The organism is Kitasatospora sp. NPDC097643, from assembly GCF_040302625.1.
Classification (GTDB): Bacteria; Actinomycetota; Actinomycetes; order Streptomycetales; family Streptomycetaceae; genus Kitasatospora.
In genome coordinates this window covers 59200-75618 of sequence record NZ_JBEOSA010000017.1, presented here as the reverse complement: position 1 = coordinate 75618, position 16419 = coordinate 59200, and the positions used below count along the sequence as shown (strand labels likewise).

11 protein-coding genes and 2 pseudogenes are annotated in these 16419 nt (G+C 74.4%); 8 read left to right on the top strand and 5 right to left on the bottom strand.

Translation table 11 applies throughout. The features are described 5' to 3' along the window. Positions 1-37: 37 nt before the first annotated feature. Complete coding sequence (locus tag ABTY15_RS14265; RefSeq protein ID WP_350581958.1) at positions 38-4945, top strand: DNA repair ATPase; 4908 nt, start codon at positions 38-40, stop codon at positions 4943-4945. A 72-nt stretch (positions 4946-5017) separates the two neighbouring features. Here ABTY15_RS14265 and ABTY15_RS14260 read toward each other — a convergent pair whose 3' ends face one another. Next, positions 5018-5632: a hypothetical protein gene (locus ABTY15_RS14260; RefSeq protein WP_350581955.1), complete on the bottom strand. Its 615-nt coding sequence runs from the start codon at positions 5630-5632 to the stop codon at positions 5018-5020. 173 nt (positions 5633-5805) lie between these two features. Here ABTY15_RS14260 and ABTY15_RS14255 point away from each other — a divergent pair, with 173 nt between their 5' ends. From ABTY15_RS14255 to ABTY15_RS14245, 3 genes and pseudogenes are all read left to right on the top strand, one after another. Next, positions 5806-6690, top strand: coding sequence for a class I SAM-dependent methyltransferase (locus ABTY15_RS14255; protein WP_350581951.1), 885 nt, complete (start codon positions 5806-5808; stop codon positions 6688-6690). Between the two features lie 32 nt (positions 6691-6722). Then, a pseudogene (locus tag ABTY15_RS14250) lies at positions 6723-6941 on the top strand (Rieske 2Fe-2S domain-containing protein); the annotation flags it as partial. 106 nt (positions 6942-7047) lie between these two features. Then, positions 7048-7641, top strand: a complete 594-nt coding sequence (locus ABTY15_RS14245) for a hypothetical protein (protein WP_350582117.1) — start codon at positions 7048-7050, stop codon at positions 7639-7641. Positions 7642-7653: 12 nt separating this feature from the next. Here ABTY15_RS14245 and ABTY15_RS14240 read toward each other — a convergent pair whose 3' ends face one another. After that, positions 7654-7776 carry a hypothetical protein gene (locus ABTY15_RS14240; RefSeq protein ID WP_350581948.1) on the bottom strand — a complete coding sequence of 41 codons (123 nt, stop codon included), beginning with the start codon at positions 7774-7776 and terminating at the stop codon, positions 7654-7656. A 364-nt stretch (positions 7777-8140) separates the two neighbouring features. Between ABTY15_RS14240 and ABTY15_RS14235 the strand changes: the two genes are divergently transcribed. Next, positions 8141-8710, top strand: a complete 570-nt coding sequence (locus tag ABTY15_RS14235; RefSeq protein WP_350581944.1) for a GNAT family N-acetyltransferase — start codon at positions 8141-8143, stop codon at positions 8708-8710. Positions 8711-8737: 27 nt separating this feature from the next. Further along, positions 8738-9648: pseudogene (locus tag ABTY15_RS14230) on the top strand (transposase); the annotation flags it as partial. A gap of 422 nt (positions 9649-10070) precedes the next feature. On the opposite strand, the gene ABTY15_RS14225 reads toward ABTY15_RS14230, so the two are convergent. The 3 genes from ABTY15_RS14225 to ABTY15_RS14215 form a co-directional block, all read right to left on the bottom strand. Next, positions 10071-11819 (bottom strand): FAD-dependent oxidoreductase, encoded by a 1749-nt coding sequence (locus ABTY15_RS14225; RefSeq protein WP_350581940.1) that lies wholly within the window; start codon positions 11817-11819, stop codon positions 10071-10073. An 89-nt stretch (positions 11820-11908) separates the two neighbouring features. Next, a complete protein-coding gene (locus tag ABTY15_RS14220) occupies positions 11909-12886 on the bottom strand; it encodes an AurF N-oxygenase family protein (protein ID WP_350581936.1) in 978 nt (325 codons plus the stop codon). A 174-nt stretch (positions 12887-13060) separates the two neighbouring features. Further along, the gene (locus ABTY15_RS14215) at positions 13061-14113 is read right to left on the bottom strand and encodes an alpha/beta hydrolase (protein ID WP_350581933.1); all 1053 of its coding nucleotides are present in this window, start codon (positions 14111-14113) and stop codon (positions 13061-13063) included. Between the two features lie 338 nt (positions 14114-14451). On the opposite strand from ABTY15_RS14215, the gene ABTY15_RS14210 reads away from it, so the two are divergent. Further along, on the top strand, positions 14452-15819 hold the full coding sequence (locus tag ABTY15_RS14210; protein ID WP_350581928.1) for an ATP-grasp domain-containing protein: 1368 nt from the start codon (positions 14452-14454) through the stop codon (positions 15817-15819). Next, the gene (locus tag ABTY15_RS14205; protein ID WP_350581924.1) at positions 15813-16397 is read left to right on the top strand and encodes a GNAT family N-acetyltransferase; all 585 of its coding nucleotides are present in this window, start codon (positions 15813-15815) and stop codon (positions 16395-16397) included. The genes ABTY15_RS14210 and ABTY15_RS14205 overlap by 7 nt, the downstream gene beginning before the upstream one ends. Positions 16398-16419 lie beyond the last annotated feature (22 nt).

Genomic DNA, 16419 nt, shown 5'->3' with positions numbered 1-16419 from the left:
GGCAATTCATCACCGAGTGAGACCGAGGAACTGACCCGTGGACGCCCTCGACGCCCGGCTCGACGCCGGCACCTACGAGGTCCTGCGCGACCGGCTCGCCCGGGCCGCCGCCGAACTCGCCGACCGGGCCCGGGCGTTGAACGACCGCCGGGTCGCGGAGTTCGGCGGCGGGGAGCTACGGCTGACCGGCACCGGGCGGCTCACCACCGACCGGGCCTGCCTGCCGCAGGACCTCGCCGCGGCGGGCGGGGTGCTGCTGCTCGGCGCCCGGCCCGCGGGGGGCCCGGACGGTGGGCCGGGCGGTGCCTCCGGGGATTCCTCGGGCGATCCGGACGGCCCGGACGGTGGGGACGCCCTGGGCGGCGTCCTCACCGTCCACCGCCCCGACGACCTCACCCCCGCCCCCGTCGACGGCACCCTGCTGGACGACCCGCGGCTGCGCCAGGACTTCGCCGACCTGCACCGCTACTATCGCGACGCCCGCCTGGAGCGGCTGCGCCCGGTCGGCGGCCGCCTGCTCGCCGTCTTCCGCACCGGCCCGGCCGCCGCCGACGTCCGGGTGCTGCGCTGGCGCCACGCCGACGACGAACACCCCGTCTACCAGGACGGGCGCGGCGAACGCGACCACACGCCCGCCGCCGGCGGACAGCCCGCCTGGACCACCCTCACCCGGGACGACCAGCTGCCCGCCGCCCCCGGCAGCCCGCCGCGCGCCGACCTCGGCGGCGAACTGCACCTCGGCGTCGACGGCGGCCGGCTCACCCTCAGCAGCCCCGACGGCCGCGAACTGCACCGCGAGCCGCTCGACGAACCCCTGCAAACCCTCGCCGACGCGCAGATCGCCCACGCCCGGCTCGGCACCCTGCTGCTGGTGCGCGTCCGCCCGTACCAGGAGGAGACCGTCCGGCACCTGGTCTGCCACCTGCCCACCGGCCGGGTCACCCGGATCGACGCACTCGGCCAGGCCTGCCTGCTGCTTCCCGCCGACCAGGGCGTCGCCTTCCCCGGCGGCTGCCACCTCGCCGACGGCACCGTACGGACCTTCGACCAGCCGGTGGCCGGGCTCGCCCACGAGCGCACCCTGGTCTCACCCAACGGCGAGGACGTGCTGTACGAATTCCGCTCCCCCACCGACGGCCGCACCCTGCTCCAGCCGTACAACAGCGTCCGCCAGGAGGCCGCCGCCCCGCTGCTCTGCCAGGGCTACGCGCTGCTCGCCGACGGCACCCTCTTCGCTCTGCGCCCCGCCACGGACGGACCCACCCGGCTGCACCCCGTCCAGCAGTGGCGGACCCCGTTCACCAGCGAACGGTACGCGGCCGAACAGCCGCCCGGCACCGGCCCGTTGGCCCGGATCGGCAACGCCGACCTGGTCCGCGGTATCGCCGACTGCCTCGCCCTCGCCCGACTCGCCGCCGCGGGTGCCGACACCCCGGCCGGCCACCAGGCCGTCCTCGCCGCCTGCGCCCGCACCGCCGACCGGCACCACTGGCTCGGCCGGGGCGGGCCTGGTGGGGCTAGTGACCCTAGTGGGGCCGACACGCCTGACGGCCCCGGGGGCTCCGACGGCCTCGGTGGCCTGGCCGCACCGCTCGCCGAGATCCGCGACACCGCCCAACAGATCATCGCCGAGTACCAGGCCGTCGCCCGACTCGCCGCGCACGCCGCCCAACAGACCGACCGGGCCGCCGACCACGTCGAGGGCCTGCTGCGCACCGCCCGCGGCGAAACCCTCGCCGACGCCGCCGAATGGGTCGACCGGCTCGCCGCGCTGCGCCGCGCCCAGGGCCGGGTCGAGGCGCTGCGCGACCTGCCGCGCACCGACCCCGCACGGATCGACGCGCTCGCCGCCCACCTCGCCGAGGGCCTGGCCGAGGCCGCCGACCGGGCCGTCGGACAGCTCGCCGAACCCGAGGCCTTCACCCCGCACCGGCACCGCGCCATCGAGCTCGCCGAACGCTGCGCCGCCCTCGCCACCGCCGCCGAAGCCGACCCGCTGGACGCCCAACTCACCGAGCAGAGCGAGGCGTTGCAGACCGTCGCCGAACTGGTCGGCACCCTCGACCTGGCCGACGCCACCACCCGCACCGCCATCCTCGACCGGCTCGCCGACGTCCTCGGCCTGCTCAACCGGGCCCGCGCCTCGTTGCACGTCCGGCGACGCGAGCTGCGCACCCGCGAGGCCGCCGCCGAGTTCACCGCCGAGACCGCGCTGCTCGCCCAGGCCGTCACCGCCGCCCTCGCCGCCGCCGACACCCCCGAGGCCTGCGACGACCAGCTCGGCCGACTCCAGCTGCGCGTCGAACAGTTGGAGACCCGGTTCGCCGACGCCGACCCGGCGATGGGCGAACAACTCGTCGACCGCCGCACCGCGATCCACGACGCCCTCACCGCCCGCCGCCAACAACTCCTCGACGAACGGGCCCGGCGCGCCGACCGGCTGGCCGACTCCGCCGAACGCGTCCTCGACACCCTGCACCGCCGCCTCGCCGCCCTCACCGCCGCCGAGGAGATCGACGCCGCCCTCGCCGCCGACCCGACCGCCGTCAAACTCCGCGACCTGGCCGCCCAGTTGACCGCGCTCGGCGACCGGGTCCGGGCCGAGGAACTGACCGCCCGGCTGCGCGCCGCCCGCTCCCGCGCCCACCGCACCCTGCGCGACCGCGCCGAGCTCACCGGCGACGGCCCCGGCACCCTGCGGCTGGGCCGCCACCTGTTCGCCGTCACCACCCGGCGCCCCGAACTCACCCTCGTCCCCTGGCGCGGCCGCCCCGCCTTCACCCTCACCGGGACCGACTACCGCTCCCCCGTCACCGACCCGGCCTTCGCCGCCACCGAGCCGTACTGGGACCGCTCACTGCCCTCGGAGACACCGGAGCTCTACCGCGCCGAGTACCTCGCCGCGAGCCTGCTGCTGGCCGCCGAGGCGGACGGGGCGGGGCTGCTGGCGCACTCCCCCGGTTCCGCGCGCTCTGTCCTCCCCGGCTCCGAGGACGGGCTGTTGGAGTTCGTCCGCCGCGCCGCCGAGCAGCGACCGGACGAGGGCTACCAGCGCGGCGTGCACGACCACGACGCGGCGCTACTGCTCCGCGCCCTGCGCCGGCTCCACGCCGAGGCCGGACTGTTGCGGCACCCGGCAGCCGCCCGGGCGGCCGCGCAGCTGTACTGGGCGCACGGCACCGACGAGCGGCAGCGGCTGGTCTGGCACACCCGGGCCCGTTCGCTGGCGCTGGCCCGGCAGTCCTTCGGCGGCGCCCTGCCCGCGCTGGACGCCCTCGCGGACGAACTCGGCTCCACCGTCGCCGAGTTCGCCCCCTCGGCGGCCGCGCCGGGGTCCGTCGGTCCGTACCTGGTGGCCGAACTCTCCGCCGCCGCGCCCAGCTTCGCGCTCTCCGCCGGCGCGTCCGCCCTGCTCGACAAGTTCCACGCCGCGCCCGAGTCCGCCGGGCTCACCGACGCCCTCGCCGCCCTGCCGGACGAGCCCGCGCTGCTGCCCGTCCGACAACAACTCGCCCACGCCTGGCTGGAATCGGCCGCAGCCGACGCCGCACCGGCCGACCTCGCCGAGGCCACCGCCGTGCTGCTCTGCCCCACCCTGCCGCGCCGCCCCGCCGAAGGCGCCGTCACCGCCCGGCTCACCGGGCTGCTCGGCGACCACCCGCGCGTCACCGGCGGCGCCCTCGACCTGCGCATCGACGAACTCCTGGCCCGGGTCCGCGCGTTCGACGCCGTCGAGGCACCCGGCTACCGGGCCTACCAGCGGCTGCGCGCCGAACTGCTGGCCGCCGAACACGCCCGGCTGCGGCTCGACCAGTACCGGCCCGCCCCGCTCAACGGCTTCGTCCGCAACCGGCTCATCGACCAGGTGTACCTGCCGCTGATCGGCGACAACCTCGCCAAGCAGCTCGGCACCGCCGACACCGCCGGACCGGTCGACCGCAGCGGCCTGCTGCTCCTCGTCTCCCCGCCCGGCTACGGCAAGACCACCCTCGTCGAGTACCTGGCCGAACGGCTCGGCCTGCTGCTGGTCAGCGTCAGCGGACCCGCCCTCGGCGACCGGGTCACCTCCCTCGACCCCGCCGAGGCCCCCGACGCCACCTCCCGGCGCGAGCTCGAAAAGCTCAACTTCGCCCTGCACGCGGGCGCCAACGTGCTGCTCTACCTCGACGACGTCCAGCACACCTCACCCGCGTTCCTCCAGCGCTTCATCCCGCTCTGCGACGCCCAGCGCCGCATCGACGGCGTCTGGGACGGCCGGGCCCGCGAATGGGACCTGCGCGGCAAGCGCTTCGCCGTCGTCATGGCCGCCAACCCGTACACCGAGTCCGGTCGGCTCTTCCGGCTGCCCGACATGCTCGCCAACCGCGCCGACGTCTGGAACCTCGGCGACGTCGTCGCCGGGCGCGAGGACCTCTTCGCGCTCAGCTTCGTCGAGAACGCGCTGCCCGCCAACCCGCACCTGGCCACGCTCGCCACCGCCGACCGCGCCGACCTCGACACCCTGCTGGCCCGCGCAGCCGGCTCCCCGGGCGGGGTGTCGGCCCCGGGCGGGGTGCCGGCGGCAGCCCTGAACGGGACCTGGTCCGGCGCCGAGGTCGACCGGATGACCGCCGTCCTCGCCGGCCTGCTCCACCTGCGCACCACCGTCCTCGCCGTCAACCGCGCCTACCTCGCCTCCGCCGCCCAGGACGACCGCACCCGCACCGAACCGCCCTTCCTCCTCCAGGGCTCCTACCGCAACATGGCCAAACTCGCCCAACGCCTCGACCCCGCCCTCACCCGCCCCGAACTCGACGCCCTCCTCACCGACCACTACCGCGCCGAAGCCCAACCCCTCGGCGCCGCCGCCGAAGCCCAACTCCTCAAACTCGCCACCCTCCGAGGCCCGTTGACCGACGACCAGACCACCCGCTGGGCCGAACTCCGAAGCGCCTGGCGGACCTGACCGGTCACCCCCGGCCGAGGACGACGTCCGACCAGAGCGCATCCAGGCCCTGCACGGTCTGCAACTGGTGGCTCAGCCGGGGGACCGGCTCGAGCGAGAGCGCCGCGAGCGACCGGAACACGTCCGCGGGCGAGAAGCCGACCGGGTGCGGTCCTGCCACGATGCCTCGCCGCGGGTCGAAGTAGCCCCCTCCCTCCGGAACTCGTCCTGCACAGCCAGCAGGTACCGGCAGCGCGAGAGATCGTCCTGCGGCACGGGAAGGTTCACCCGGTGCGCGGCCTCGTCGCACAACTCGCGGATCCGGTGCCGTTCGTCACCGGTGGCGACGACGATCCACAGCACCGCCTTGGCCAGCTCTGCCGGGGGCAGCTCCCGGGACACGTGGGCGATCGTGACCAACCGCTGGAACCCGTCGTAGCACTCCAGCCCGGCCAGCCCCAGCAGGCCGGCTCCGCCCAGCCGGCCCGGCTCCCAGTGCACGCTCTGCGCACCGAGGACGACGGGCCCCCCGACCAGCCCGAACTGGGCGAAGCACCGGTTGCCGAACGAGGCGACGTGCAGCGCCCTGAGGATGTGACGGTCGGGAGCCGCGGGAGTGTCCGCGGCCCGGGAAGGTCCTTGCCAAGCACCGAGCGGCGCAGCGTGGTCGTTCATGGCCGGATCAACGCCGAGCCGGCCGCCGCCCATGCACCCAGCGGATCCGCCAAAGGCTCGTGAAGGCCGGTGACGGGCGGTGAAAGCTGGTGAAAGCTGGTGATCGCCTCATCGCATGACCACATGACACCGCTCGATGAGGCAACCCCGGAGCCCGGCGCGTGGCGCGCCGGGCCGCTCCCGGGGTACCGGGCTAGCTTGTCGGCATGGGCGCTCAGGAACTCGATGCTCACCAACTCGATCTCACCGGGCTGCGCCGGGTCTACGGGCGGACCGGGAGCAGGCTGTTCTACACCCGGGTGGCCCGCAACGCCCGGCACTGGGGGTGGACCGAACCCGGGCAGTCGAAGTGGCGGCTGTGGCGGGCGCAGCGACAGCTGGAGGACGTCCTCGGGCGCAAGCTCGCGCTGCCGGTGGGCGCCCGGGTGATGGACGCCGGGTGCGGGGCCGGGGTGGTGGCGCGGGCGATGGCGGCCCGGTTCGGACTGGTGGTGACCGGGGTGGACGTCCTGGACTTCCACCTGCGCGAAGCCCGCCGGCTCAGCGCCCGCGCCGCACTGGACGACCGGACCACCTTCTCCTGGGGCGACTACCACCAACTCCCTTTCGAGAACGACGTGTTCGACGGCGCGTACTCGATGGAGACACTGGTCCACTCGTACGATCCGGCCCGCGCGCTGGCCGAGTTCCACCGGGTGCTGCGCCCGGGCGGACGGCTGGTGCTGCTCGGCCCGATGAGCACCGTCCCGCTCGCCGAACTCACGCCGCAGGCCCGGGCGGTGCTCGAACCGTACCTGGACGCGATGGTGTTCCCCGGCGCCAAGGTCTACCACGCCCGCAACCTGCCGCAGCTGCTCGCCGAGGCCGGGTTCGAGGTGGAGGAGGCACTCGACGCCACGGCGTACTACGAGCCCACCTCGGAGGCCGTGTACGCGTACTTCCGGCTGCCGTGGGAGGTGCTGCGACGGTTCGGCGATCCGGCGAGGTGGCTCAACCTCCGCTCCACGGTGGAGATGTACGCCGTCCGGGAGTACATCGCCTGGTACGTCCACACCGCCGTCAAGCCGACGCCCGAGCGGGCGGCCCCTTAACCGGGGTCCGCGCCCGTGCCCTACCCCAGCGGATGGTTCTGCGTCGGCCGCGCCCGCGACCTACCGCCCGGCCGGGTCCGGACGGTCCGGCTGATGGGCGAGGACGCGGTGCTGCACCGGACCCGCCGGGCACAGCACGCGCGGTCGGCCTGCACTGCCCACACCTGGGCGCGCACTTCGGCGCGGGTGGCACCGTGCGGGGCGAGAGCCTGGTCTGCCCGTTCCACGGCTTCGCCTTCGGCCCGGACGGCTCGTGCACGGGCTCGTGCACGGGCGCACCGGACGGTGCCCGGCTGCGCCCACCGCTCGCCATGCGCCTGGTGGAACGGCGAGCTGCGGTCGCACCCGCAGGAGGTGATGGAGAACGGCGTGGACTTCCGGCACACGGCCGTGCTGCACGGACTGGACCCCCGGGGGACCGCGCCGCCGGACGTCGACGGCCCGCTGCTCACCGTCCACCGGCGCACCACGACCCACTTCCCGGGGCTCGGCGCCGTCAGCCTGGCGCAGCCGGTGACGCCGGCCGGGCTCGGGCTGATGCACCTGGTCGCGGACCTGCCCGAACCGGGCAGCACGCTGCGGGTCTGGGTGCTGCCGACGCCCCTCGCGCCGTGGCGGACGCGGGTGCGGTTCGCGGCCACGGTCTCGGTCGGCGCGCCCCGGGGCGGCTCGCCGCTGCCTGAGTCGTGGCCTCCGAGCGGGTCATCGGGCGGGCCATCGAGCCGGCCCTCGGGGTGGGCGCGCGACGCGTTCACGGCGGCGGCCGCGCGGGCGGCGTCCTGGGTGGCACTGCGGGCGTCCGTACGGATCGTCAAGCAGGACCGGCCGGTGCTCGACCACAAGCGCTACCTGGCGCAACCCCGACTCGTCCCCGGCGAACGCACGATCGGGCTGTTCGGCCACTGGGCGCGTCAGTTCTACCCGGACGCGGACGGCCCGGAGGCGGGCTGAGCGCGCCGTCGCTCAGGTACCGCCCGGCGCGGCCAGCGTCTCCCACACCGGGTCGGGCACCCCGGGCACCGCCCGGCCGGCCGCCTGCCACACCCGCGCCAGCTCGGCGTAGATCGGCTCGGCGTAAATCGACACCTCGGCATCGGACACCGAAGAGCCCGCCACGGACTGAAGAATCGTTTCTTCTGCCAGCCCACATCGCGGAACCGGCATCACCCCAAAACCACTCACACCCGCCCAACGCACCCCACCCACCCCGGGACACGGCCCCGTCAACCCCAACGCCCCCACATCAACCCCCGACGGGCCAGCCTTTTCCCCTGGGGAGAATTATGTAGACCGGTCTAGAGATTACGCCTGGGGAGCGATACAGGCGGCTCCTCGGCCGTGACGTGAAGGCGGCCGTGTCATGCTGCTGTTCCTCCAGCACGCCACCCGGTGACAGACGCGGCCCGAAAACTCCCTGGACCGTCCGACCCGTCTCGGCCAAGATCCTCACGTGACCGCCTACCTCGAGTCCGAGCGCCTGACCCTCCGCCCCTTCGCCGCCGCCGACGCGGACCTGCTGATCGAGCTGGACAGCGACCCGGCGGTGATGCGCTACCTGACCGGCGGCGCTCCAACCCCGCCAGAGGAGGTCCGCGACCTCGCCATCCCCAGCATCCTCGCCGGCTACGAGCGCTGGAATCATGACCTCGGCCTGTTCGCCGCGCACGAGAGGGACGGCGGCGCGTTCGTCGGCTGGTTCTGCCTGCGTCCGCTGCGCAGCGGCCCGCGCGAGGAGGCCGAACTCGGCTATCGCCTGCGCCAGGCGGCCTGGGGCCGGGGCTACGCCACCGAAGTCTCGCAGGCGCTGCTGGCGAAGGGGTTCGCCGAGCTCGGCATCCGCATGGTCTGGGCCGAGACGATGACCGTGAACCGCCCTTCGCGCAACGTCATGGAGAAGCTCGGGATGACGCTCGCGGAGAACATCCCCACGCCGGACGACATGATGGCGGTCGAGGGTTCCGAGCACGGGGGTGTGCGGTACGAGATCACGAAGGAGCAGTGGGAGCGGCGGCAGGCGTAGGCGGCGCGAGGCGCGGCGCCCGTGGATGTGAAGTCATCGGCCCGCGCGGCCTTGTCTCATCACGCCCTATCGGGCATATCCCGGCAGCATCTTGCCGAACTCGTCGCTGAGCTCGTCCCTGCGTGGGAGGCGCAGCAGGAGTCTGCGCTGCGGGAGCGGCGCGGCGGGGACCGCCGCCGCGAGGCTGGTGCCGGCCCGAAGCATCGTCTGGTGTTCGTCGACCGGGTGCTGGCCACGCTCGCGCACCTGCGACACGATCTTCCGCACTCGGCCCTGGCTGCGCTGTTAGGAGTGGACCGCTCCACGGTGTCCGCCGCGATCCGGCAGGTCCGGCCGCTGCTGGCGGCGCGCGGGTTCGCCGTGCCCGACCAGCCCGGCATCCGGCTGCGCACCATCGAGGACGTGTTCGCCTACGCCGAGGCCGAGGACGTCGAGCTGCGTATCGACGGCACCGACGTGCAGGTGAGACGTTCCCGAAGGCCGGGCGTCCGGGCCGCAAGGCGTTCGTGTCGGGCAAGCGTAAGCAGAACACCATCAAGACCACCACGTTCAGTGACGGCCAGGGCCGCACCCTGTTCTCCGGGGTCGCGCGGCCAGGACGGATGCACGACCAGACCGCGGTGCGCACCGAGGGCATCGCCGAGCAGCTGCGCTGCCGCCCCGGCGTCAAGGTGCATGTCGACGAGGGCTACCGGGGCCTCGCCAACCGGTTCCCACACCAGGTCACCACCCCACCCCGCAAGCCGAAGAAGGACGCGACCCTCGGCGAGCAGCACGCCTGGCGGCACGAACGCCGAGCGCAGTCCTCCAACCGGATCTGCGTGGAGCACGCCAACGCCGAGTACAAGCAGTGGCGGCCCCTGTAGCGCTGCACCGGCCGCCGCGAATACTTCGCCGAGACCCAAGCCGCCATAGCCGGCCTGGTCTCCGACCGGTCAGCCCGCCGGGCCACCCGCCGCAAGACGAGCAAAGAACTCGTCCTCGCCGCCGAGCCCGCCCGACGTCCTGCTGATCAATCCCAGGCGGATTGCTCAGCCGAGCCTGCCCAGATTCTTTTCGCTCCCCAAGCCGTTAGTGGTGCTGCGCCACTCGCCCTTGCCGGCCCCTGCGCGAGAAGTCGGACAGGCCGACTTCCCATGCACAACCCCCTCCCGGCACCAGCCAATCAGTAGACCGGTCTACATATTCGCCTCGGAGCCGCCGAAGCCTTCTGCCGGCAGCTGCGCAGGAAGTCGGACGGGCCGACTTCCTGCGCACACATCCGCCAACGGGCAAGCGCACCCAGGAATCAGTAGACCGGTCGGTATATTCCTCCCGGAGTAGCGCTGCGCGCGCACCACGGACGCCCCCCGGCCCTCCCCTACGCGCGACGGGCTGCGGCGAGGAGAGCGGGGACGGTGGCGAGCTTCACGCGGGGGCGGCCTTCGGCTTCGCCGCGGGTGCGTTCGACCTGGTCGAGGGCGCGCAGTTCCTTCAGGCCGACGGCGTCCGGGCGGCGTCGGCGGACGAGGCGGTCGAAGTCCTTGCGGCCGGCCGTCGGGGCGGTCAGGGCGCGGGCGGCCGCGTCGTCGAGGAGGGCGTCCACGGTCTCCCGGGCGCAGGCACGGTTGGCCCCGATGCCGCCGGACGGTCCGCGTTTGGCCCACCCGACCACGTACGCCCCCGGCAGCGGCCGCCCGGTCGCCGGGTCGACCACCCGCCCACCGGCGTGCGCGACCGTCGCCGCCGCCTCGTCGAACGGCAGCCCCGGCACCGGGACGCCGCGGTGGCCGATGGAGCGCACGACCAGCCCGGCGCGCAGGGTGTCGGTCTCCCCGGTGGGCTCGACCCGGTCGCCCACCAGGGTGGTCCGGGCGACGGTCACGCCCGTCACCCGCCCGGACCCGGGGTCCCCGAGGCCCCCGGCGTCCTCGGTGTCCTCGCTGGTGAGCCCGGTCGGCGCGGAGAGGAAGCGCAGGACGATCCGCCGGCCCGGGCGTGGGGCGGCGTCCCCGTCGAAGGGTTCCAGCGGCAGGCCGGCCAGCAGGGCGGCCTGGGAGTCCGGCGCGGCCGCGCGGATCGCCGCCCGCACCTCCGGGTGGTCCTCGACCACCACCTCCACACCCGGCAGCCGGGTCAGCGCCAGGAACTCCGACCTGGTCCAGGCCGCCTGCTCGGGCCCGCGCCGGGCGAGCAGCACGACCTCCCGCACCCGGCTGCGGCGCAGTTCAGCGAGGGCGTGGTCGGCGATGTCGGTGGTGGCGAGCCGGTCCGGGTCGGTGAGCAGGATGCGCGCGATGTCGACGGCGACGTTGCCGTTGCCGACGATCACCGCGCGCTCCGCGAACGCCGAGAGCCGGGCCGACACCGACGGCCTGGACGCAGACAGCTGCACGGCGTCGGCGGGCACGGTCGGTTCGGCGTTGTACCACCCGACGAAGGTGGTGGCGGGCAGGCTGCCCGGCAGGTCCTCGCCGGGGATGCCGAGCCGTCGGTCGGCGGCCGCGCCGACCGCGTACACCACCGCGTGGTGGTGGGCGGCGAGTTCCTCGTGGGTGAGGTCGGTGCCGACCTCGACGTTGAGGTGCATCCGCAGCCGGGGGTCGTGGAAGACGCTCGCGAAGCTGTCCGCGATCCGCTTGGTGGACTGGTGGTCGGGCGCGACGCCGTGCCGCAACAGCCCGCCGGCGACCGGCAGCCGGTCGATCATGGTGATCTCGGCGCCGGTGCTGCGCAGGAGTTCCTGCGCGGTGTACCCGGCGGAGGGCCCGGTGCCGACGATGGCGACGCGCAGCGGGCCGCTCCCGTCGGTTCCGTCGGCCCCGGCGGGCAGGCTGCGCGGGAAGGACGGGGCGCCCCAGGCGTGGTCGCTCGGGTGGTCGCGGAACCAGTCGCGGTTGAGGTCGCCGAACACGGTGTCGGGCCCGCGTAGCCGGTCGACCGGGAACACCGCGTCGACCGGGCAGGCGTCCGCGCACGCGCCGCAGTCGATGCACGCCGCCGGGTCGATGTACAGCATGTCGGTGGTGCCGAACTCCGGTTCGTCCGGGGTCGGGTGGATGCAGTTGACCGGGCAGACGGAGACGCACGAGGCGTCGTTGCAGCAGTTCCGGGTGATCGCGTAGGCCATGGCCGGGGTGGGGTCCTCGCTGCGCGTGGTCGACGGTGGGTGGAGGGCGGCGCGGTGGGCCGACCGGGCCGAGCAGGCCTGACTTATCGTCAGAGCATGTGGATGCGCCGGTAGATGGCGGCCGAGCGGCTGGTGAGCAGCCCGGTCTCGGCGAGGAAGGCCATCAGGTGCCGGGAGCTGGTGCGCATCATGGCCTTGCGGTGTTCGTTGGCCCGCACCTCGGCGAGGGCGCGCCCGGTGTCGAGTCCGGCGGCCCGGTACACACCGGGGTGGACCATGCTGGTGACGATGACGTACGCGCCGAGGGCGATGCCGGTGGCCGAGGTGCGGCGGCGGGCGGGTCCGGCGTGGCGCGTCCGTTCGCGGATCTCCTGCCGGGCGAACTTCATGTGCCGCGACTCCTCGACCACGTGGATCCGGGAGGTGCCGCGGACGATCTCCAGGACGTTCTCGCCACGCATCCAGTCGCGCTGCATGACGTCGAGCACCTCTTCGGCCACCAGGATGCCGCCGTAGGCGAGTTCGCCCTTCGCGAGCGCCTTGTAGGCGCGCCCGGCCTGGGCGATCAGCTTGTTCGGCCGGTACGCGGGGACGCCCATCTTCTCGCAGGCGCGGGCGAACATGATCGAGTGGCGGCACTCGTCGGCGATCTCGGTGAGGGCGAAGCGGAACTCGGCGCTGGCGGGGTTCTTGAGGTACTGGTCGCGCAGCACCATCTGCTGGAGGATCATCTCGAACCAGATGCCGGTGTTCATGATCGAGCAGACCTCGTGCCGGGTGAGGGTGACGCGCTGCCGCTCGGTCATCTCGTCCCACAACCGGGTGCCGTAGAGGGTGCTCCACTCGGGGTTGAGGCCGTAGTGGTCGTCGGGGAGCGGCGCGTCCCAGTCGATCTCGATGGCGGGGTCGTAGGAGAGGGTGGCGGCCGACTCCAGCAGCCGTTTCGAGACGTCGTCGTCGGCCGCGGTGTGCTCGCGCGTGGGCGCCGATCCGTGGACGGCCTTCGCGCCGGTGCGTGCTCCGCCGGTCCGCGCCCCGCCGATTCGCGCGCTGCCAGTGAGAGCCATGGCTGCCTCCAGGTGCCTGGTGCCGCGGGTGCCCGCTCACCCGCTTATTAGACGGACAGTACAATAAGAGCCCGCCCCCGAGAACCCCCCGCGCAGCCCCGAACGGGCGCACAGCACAAGGGCCCGCGCCCCCGGCCACCGCCGGGAGACGCGGGCCCCACGCCCGACCTGCCCCTACGCCGCTTCCAGCGCCTTCCGCAGCGCCTCCGCCGCCTCCGCCGTCGCCTCGCGGAACCGGTGCCCGACGCCGAGGTAGTTGGCGTACCCGTGGATCAGGTCCGGGTGCCGACTCAGCCGCACCGCCACCCCCGCCGCCCGCAGCGCCTCCGCGTACGCCTCCCCCTCGTCCCGCAGCGGGTCGAACCCCGCCGTGCCGATGTACGCGGGCGGCAGCCCGGACAGGTCCCCGGCGAGCAGCGGTGACAGCCGCGGATCGGCCCGGTCCACCGGCGCGGGCGCGTACCGGTCGGCGAACCAGTCCATGCCCTCACTGGTCAGGAAGAACCCGTCGGCGAACAGCTCGCGCGAGCGCCGCCGGACCGAGGCGTCCGTCGCGGGGTACAGCAGCAACTGGAACACCGGCACCGGCCCGCCGCGCCGCACGGCCGCCTGCGCCGCGACGGCCGCCAGGTTCCCGCCCGCGCTGTCCCCGCCGACCGCGATCCGCTCCGGGTCCGCCCCCAGGTCCGCCGCCTTGGCGTGCGCGAAGTCGAACGCCGCCAGCGCGTCCTCGGCCGCCGCCGGGAAGACGTGCTCGGGCGCCAGCCGGTACTCCACCGACAGCACCCGCACCCGCGCCCGCTGCGCCAGGAACCGCGTGACGTGGTCGTGGCTGGCCCGGCTGCCCACCACCCAGCCGCCGCCGTGCAGGAACACCAGCAGCCCGGACGGCTCCCCCAGCCCGGCCGGCGTGTACAGCGTGGCCGCCAACTCCCCGTGCTCCTGCGGGATTCCGAGCTCCCGTACGGACACCGAGCCGATCGTCGGCCCGCCCACCAGGTACCGCGCGTACTCGATCGCGGCCCGCGACTGCCCGACCCCGCCCGGCATCACCAGGCCCGCCCTCGACAGCCGCTGCAGCCTGAGGATCAACTGCGCGTCCAGCGCGAGCGTCTGCCCGTCCCGCACCACCGGCGCGCCCGCGATCGCCCGCCGGACGCCCTGCGGCAGCGCGTACGCGGCCCGGACGGCGGCGGCCTGGATCCGTACCGGGAGTGGAACCGTCATCTGCTGCCTCCTGCTGCCTCTCCCGGCGCCCCTCGACCGAGGAGCCCGCGGGTTCGCGGGTTCGTGCGCCGGCGTCCGCCGAGCCCGGCGCCGGGAGCCCATGATGAGCCCGGCGGGCCGGTGGGGGAAGCCCGCCCGGCGCCCGCTCCCACTCGCCCCCCGGCCCTCTCCCGCCGTCCCGTCCGTCCGTGCCGTCCCGTCCGTCAGCGCCGTCAACACGGGCTCTTCATCCTCACGAGTGACGGCGGCCGGGCCCGCGACCCGCGCAGGCTGGGCGAGTCGCCCCCGCGAGGCCGCACGGGCCCTGAGCCCCGGTCGACCGTCCCCATAATCACGTGGTGATCACCTCCTATGACGAAGCGATCGACCGTCTGCGGACCACGTCCGGTCTCTCCGTCTGCCCCCGCCCGCTGTTCGTCCTGCCGCTGCTGCGGGCCGGCCTCCTCACGACGGTCCTCAGCCTCGAAGCCGCCGACGCGGGCTGGGCCGACGAGTTCGGCACCGACTTCCACGCCCTGGAGTCGCTCACCGGGGCCCGGGACCACACGGGCACCTCCGCGGGGATCCACCAGGTGCTGTGCCACGCCCCCGCACCCTCCCGCGGCCCGGCCTGGCGCGGACGCGAACTCACCCTCATGCCCTACCAGTCCCTGCAACCGCACTGGCGCGACGCCCTCGACGACCTCGGCACCCGGCTCGTGGAGCCACACCCGCAGACGACCGCGCCGATCCTGTCCAACAAGGTCGCCCAGCGCTCCTGGTTCCGCTCCATCGGCGCGGCCGCACCGCGCGACGCCGTCCTGGGGAGCCTGGAGAACCTGGAGCACCGGACGCTGCGGCACCTGTTCGGCGAGGTCTACGTGGTGCAGTCGCCCCAGGGGGCGGGCGGGCACGGCACCCACCTCGTCACCTGCGAGGACGACCTGCGCCCGCTCCGCTCCGCCGCCGGACCGTGGCTGGTCAGCGAGTACATCGACGGCACTCCGCTCAACGTGCACGGGCTGGTCTCGGCGGACGGCACGGTCAGCGTCCTGCGCACCTCCGTCCAGCTGACCCGGGTCGACGGCATCGGCGCACCCTTCGGCACCTACTCCGGCTGCGACTTCGGCGCCCCCGGCCAACTCCCGGGCCGCGCGCTCACCCGCGCCGGCGACACCGTGGCGCGGCTCGGCGCCGGCCTGGCCGAGCTCGGCTACCGCGGGCTGTTCGGCGCGGACTTCGTCCTGGACGGCGACCGGCCGCTGCTGCTGGAACTCAACTGCCGCATGCAGGGCTCGACCTGGCTCCTCGGGGAACTCGAACTCGCCGAGGACGCCCTGCCCGGCGCACTGCGCCACGTCCTCGAACGCCACGGCCACACCACCCGCGCCGAACCGCGCCTCGACCCCTCCGACGCCAGCCAGTTGGTGATCCGGCACACCGGCGGGGCGGTCCGCGTCACCGCCGCGCCCGTCGGCGGCCTGCACCGGCTCAAGGACGACGAGCTGCACCACTGCGGCCCGGGCCACGGCCTGTTGGAGTGCGGACCTGACGACTGCGTCCTGCTCCAACTCCCTTCCGTCGGTACGGTGTTGCAGCCGGACGTGCCGCTCGCCCGGCTCGTCGCCCGCTACTCGCTGACCACACCCGACGGGCGCACGCTCACCCCGCGCGGACGCCAACTCGTCGACGCCGTACGGGCCTGCTTCGCCTTCACCCCGTGCTGAGCGCACCGCCACCCGGCCCGGAACCCCGCCCGCTGTACCTCCGGACGGCGGTACCGGACGACCTGGACCACCTGGCCGCCCTCCGGGCCGGTGCCGCGACCTGGCTCGCGCACGCACACGGATCGCGGCAGTGGTCCGACCCGTACGACGCCGCGCGCGGCCTGCTCTGGATCCGGCACGGGGCCACGGTGGTGGCGCTGCTGGAACCGGACGGCGAGCCGGCGGCCACCGTGACGGACCGGCCCACCGGCGGCACCCGGCTGTGGACGGCGACCGAACGCGCCCGCCCGGCCCGCTACCTGAGTCGCTTCACCGTCGACCGCCGCCACGCCGGCCAGGGCATCGGCGCCCGCCTGACCGACTGGCTCGCCTGGCGCGCCGCCGAGGCCGGCACCGAACTGCTCCGGCTCAACGCCTGGACCGACAACACCGATCTGCACGCCTACTACCGCTCACGCGGATGGCGCCGAGTACGAACGGTCGAGGGCGTCCGCAGCGGAGCCCTCTTCGAACTCCCCGCCGGCGGCCCCCACCCACCCGAGATCCACGAACTGGGCCCCATCCCACTCCTCCGCTAACCACCCCCGCTGGCGGCCCCCA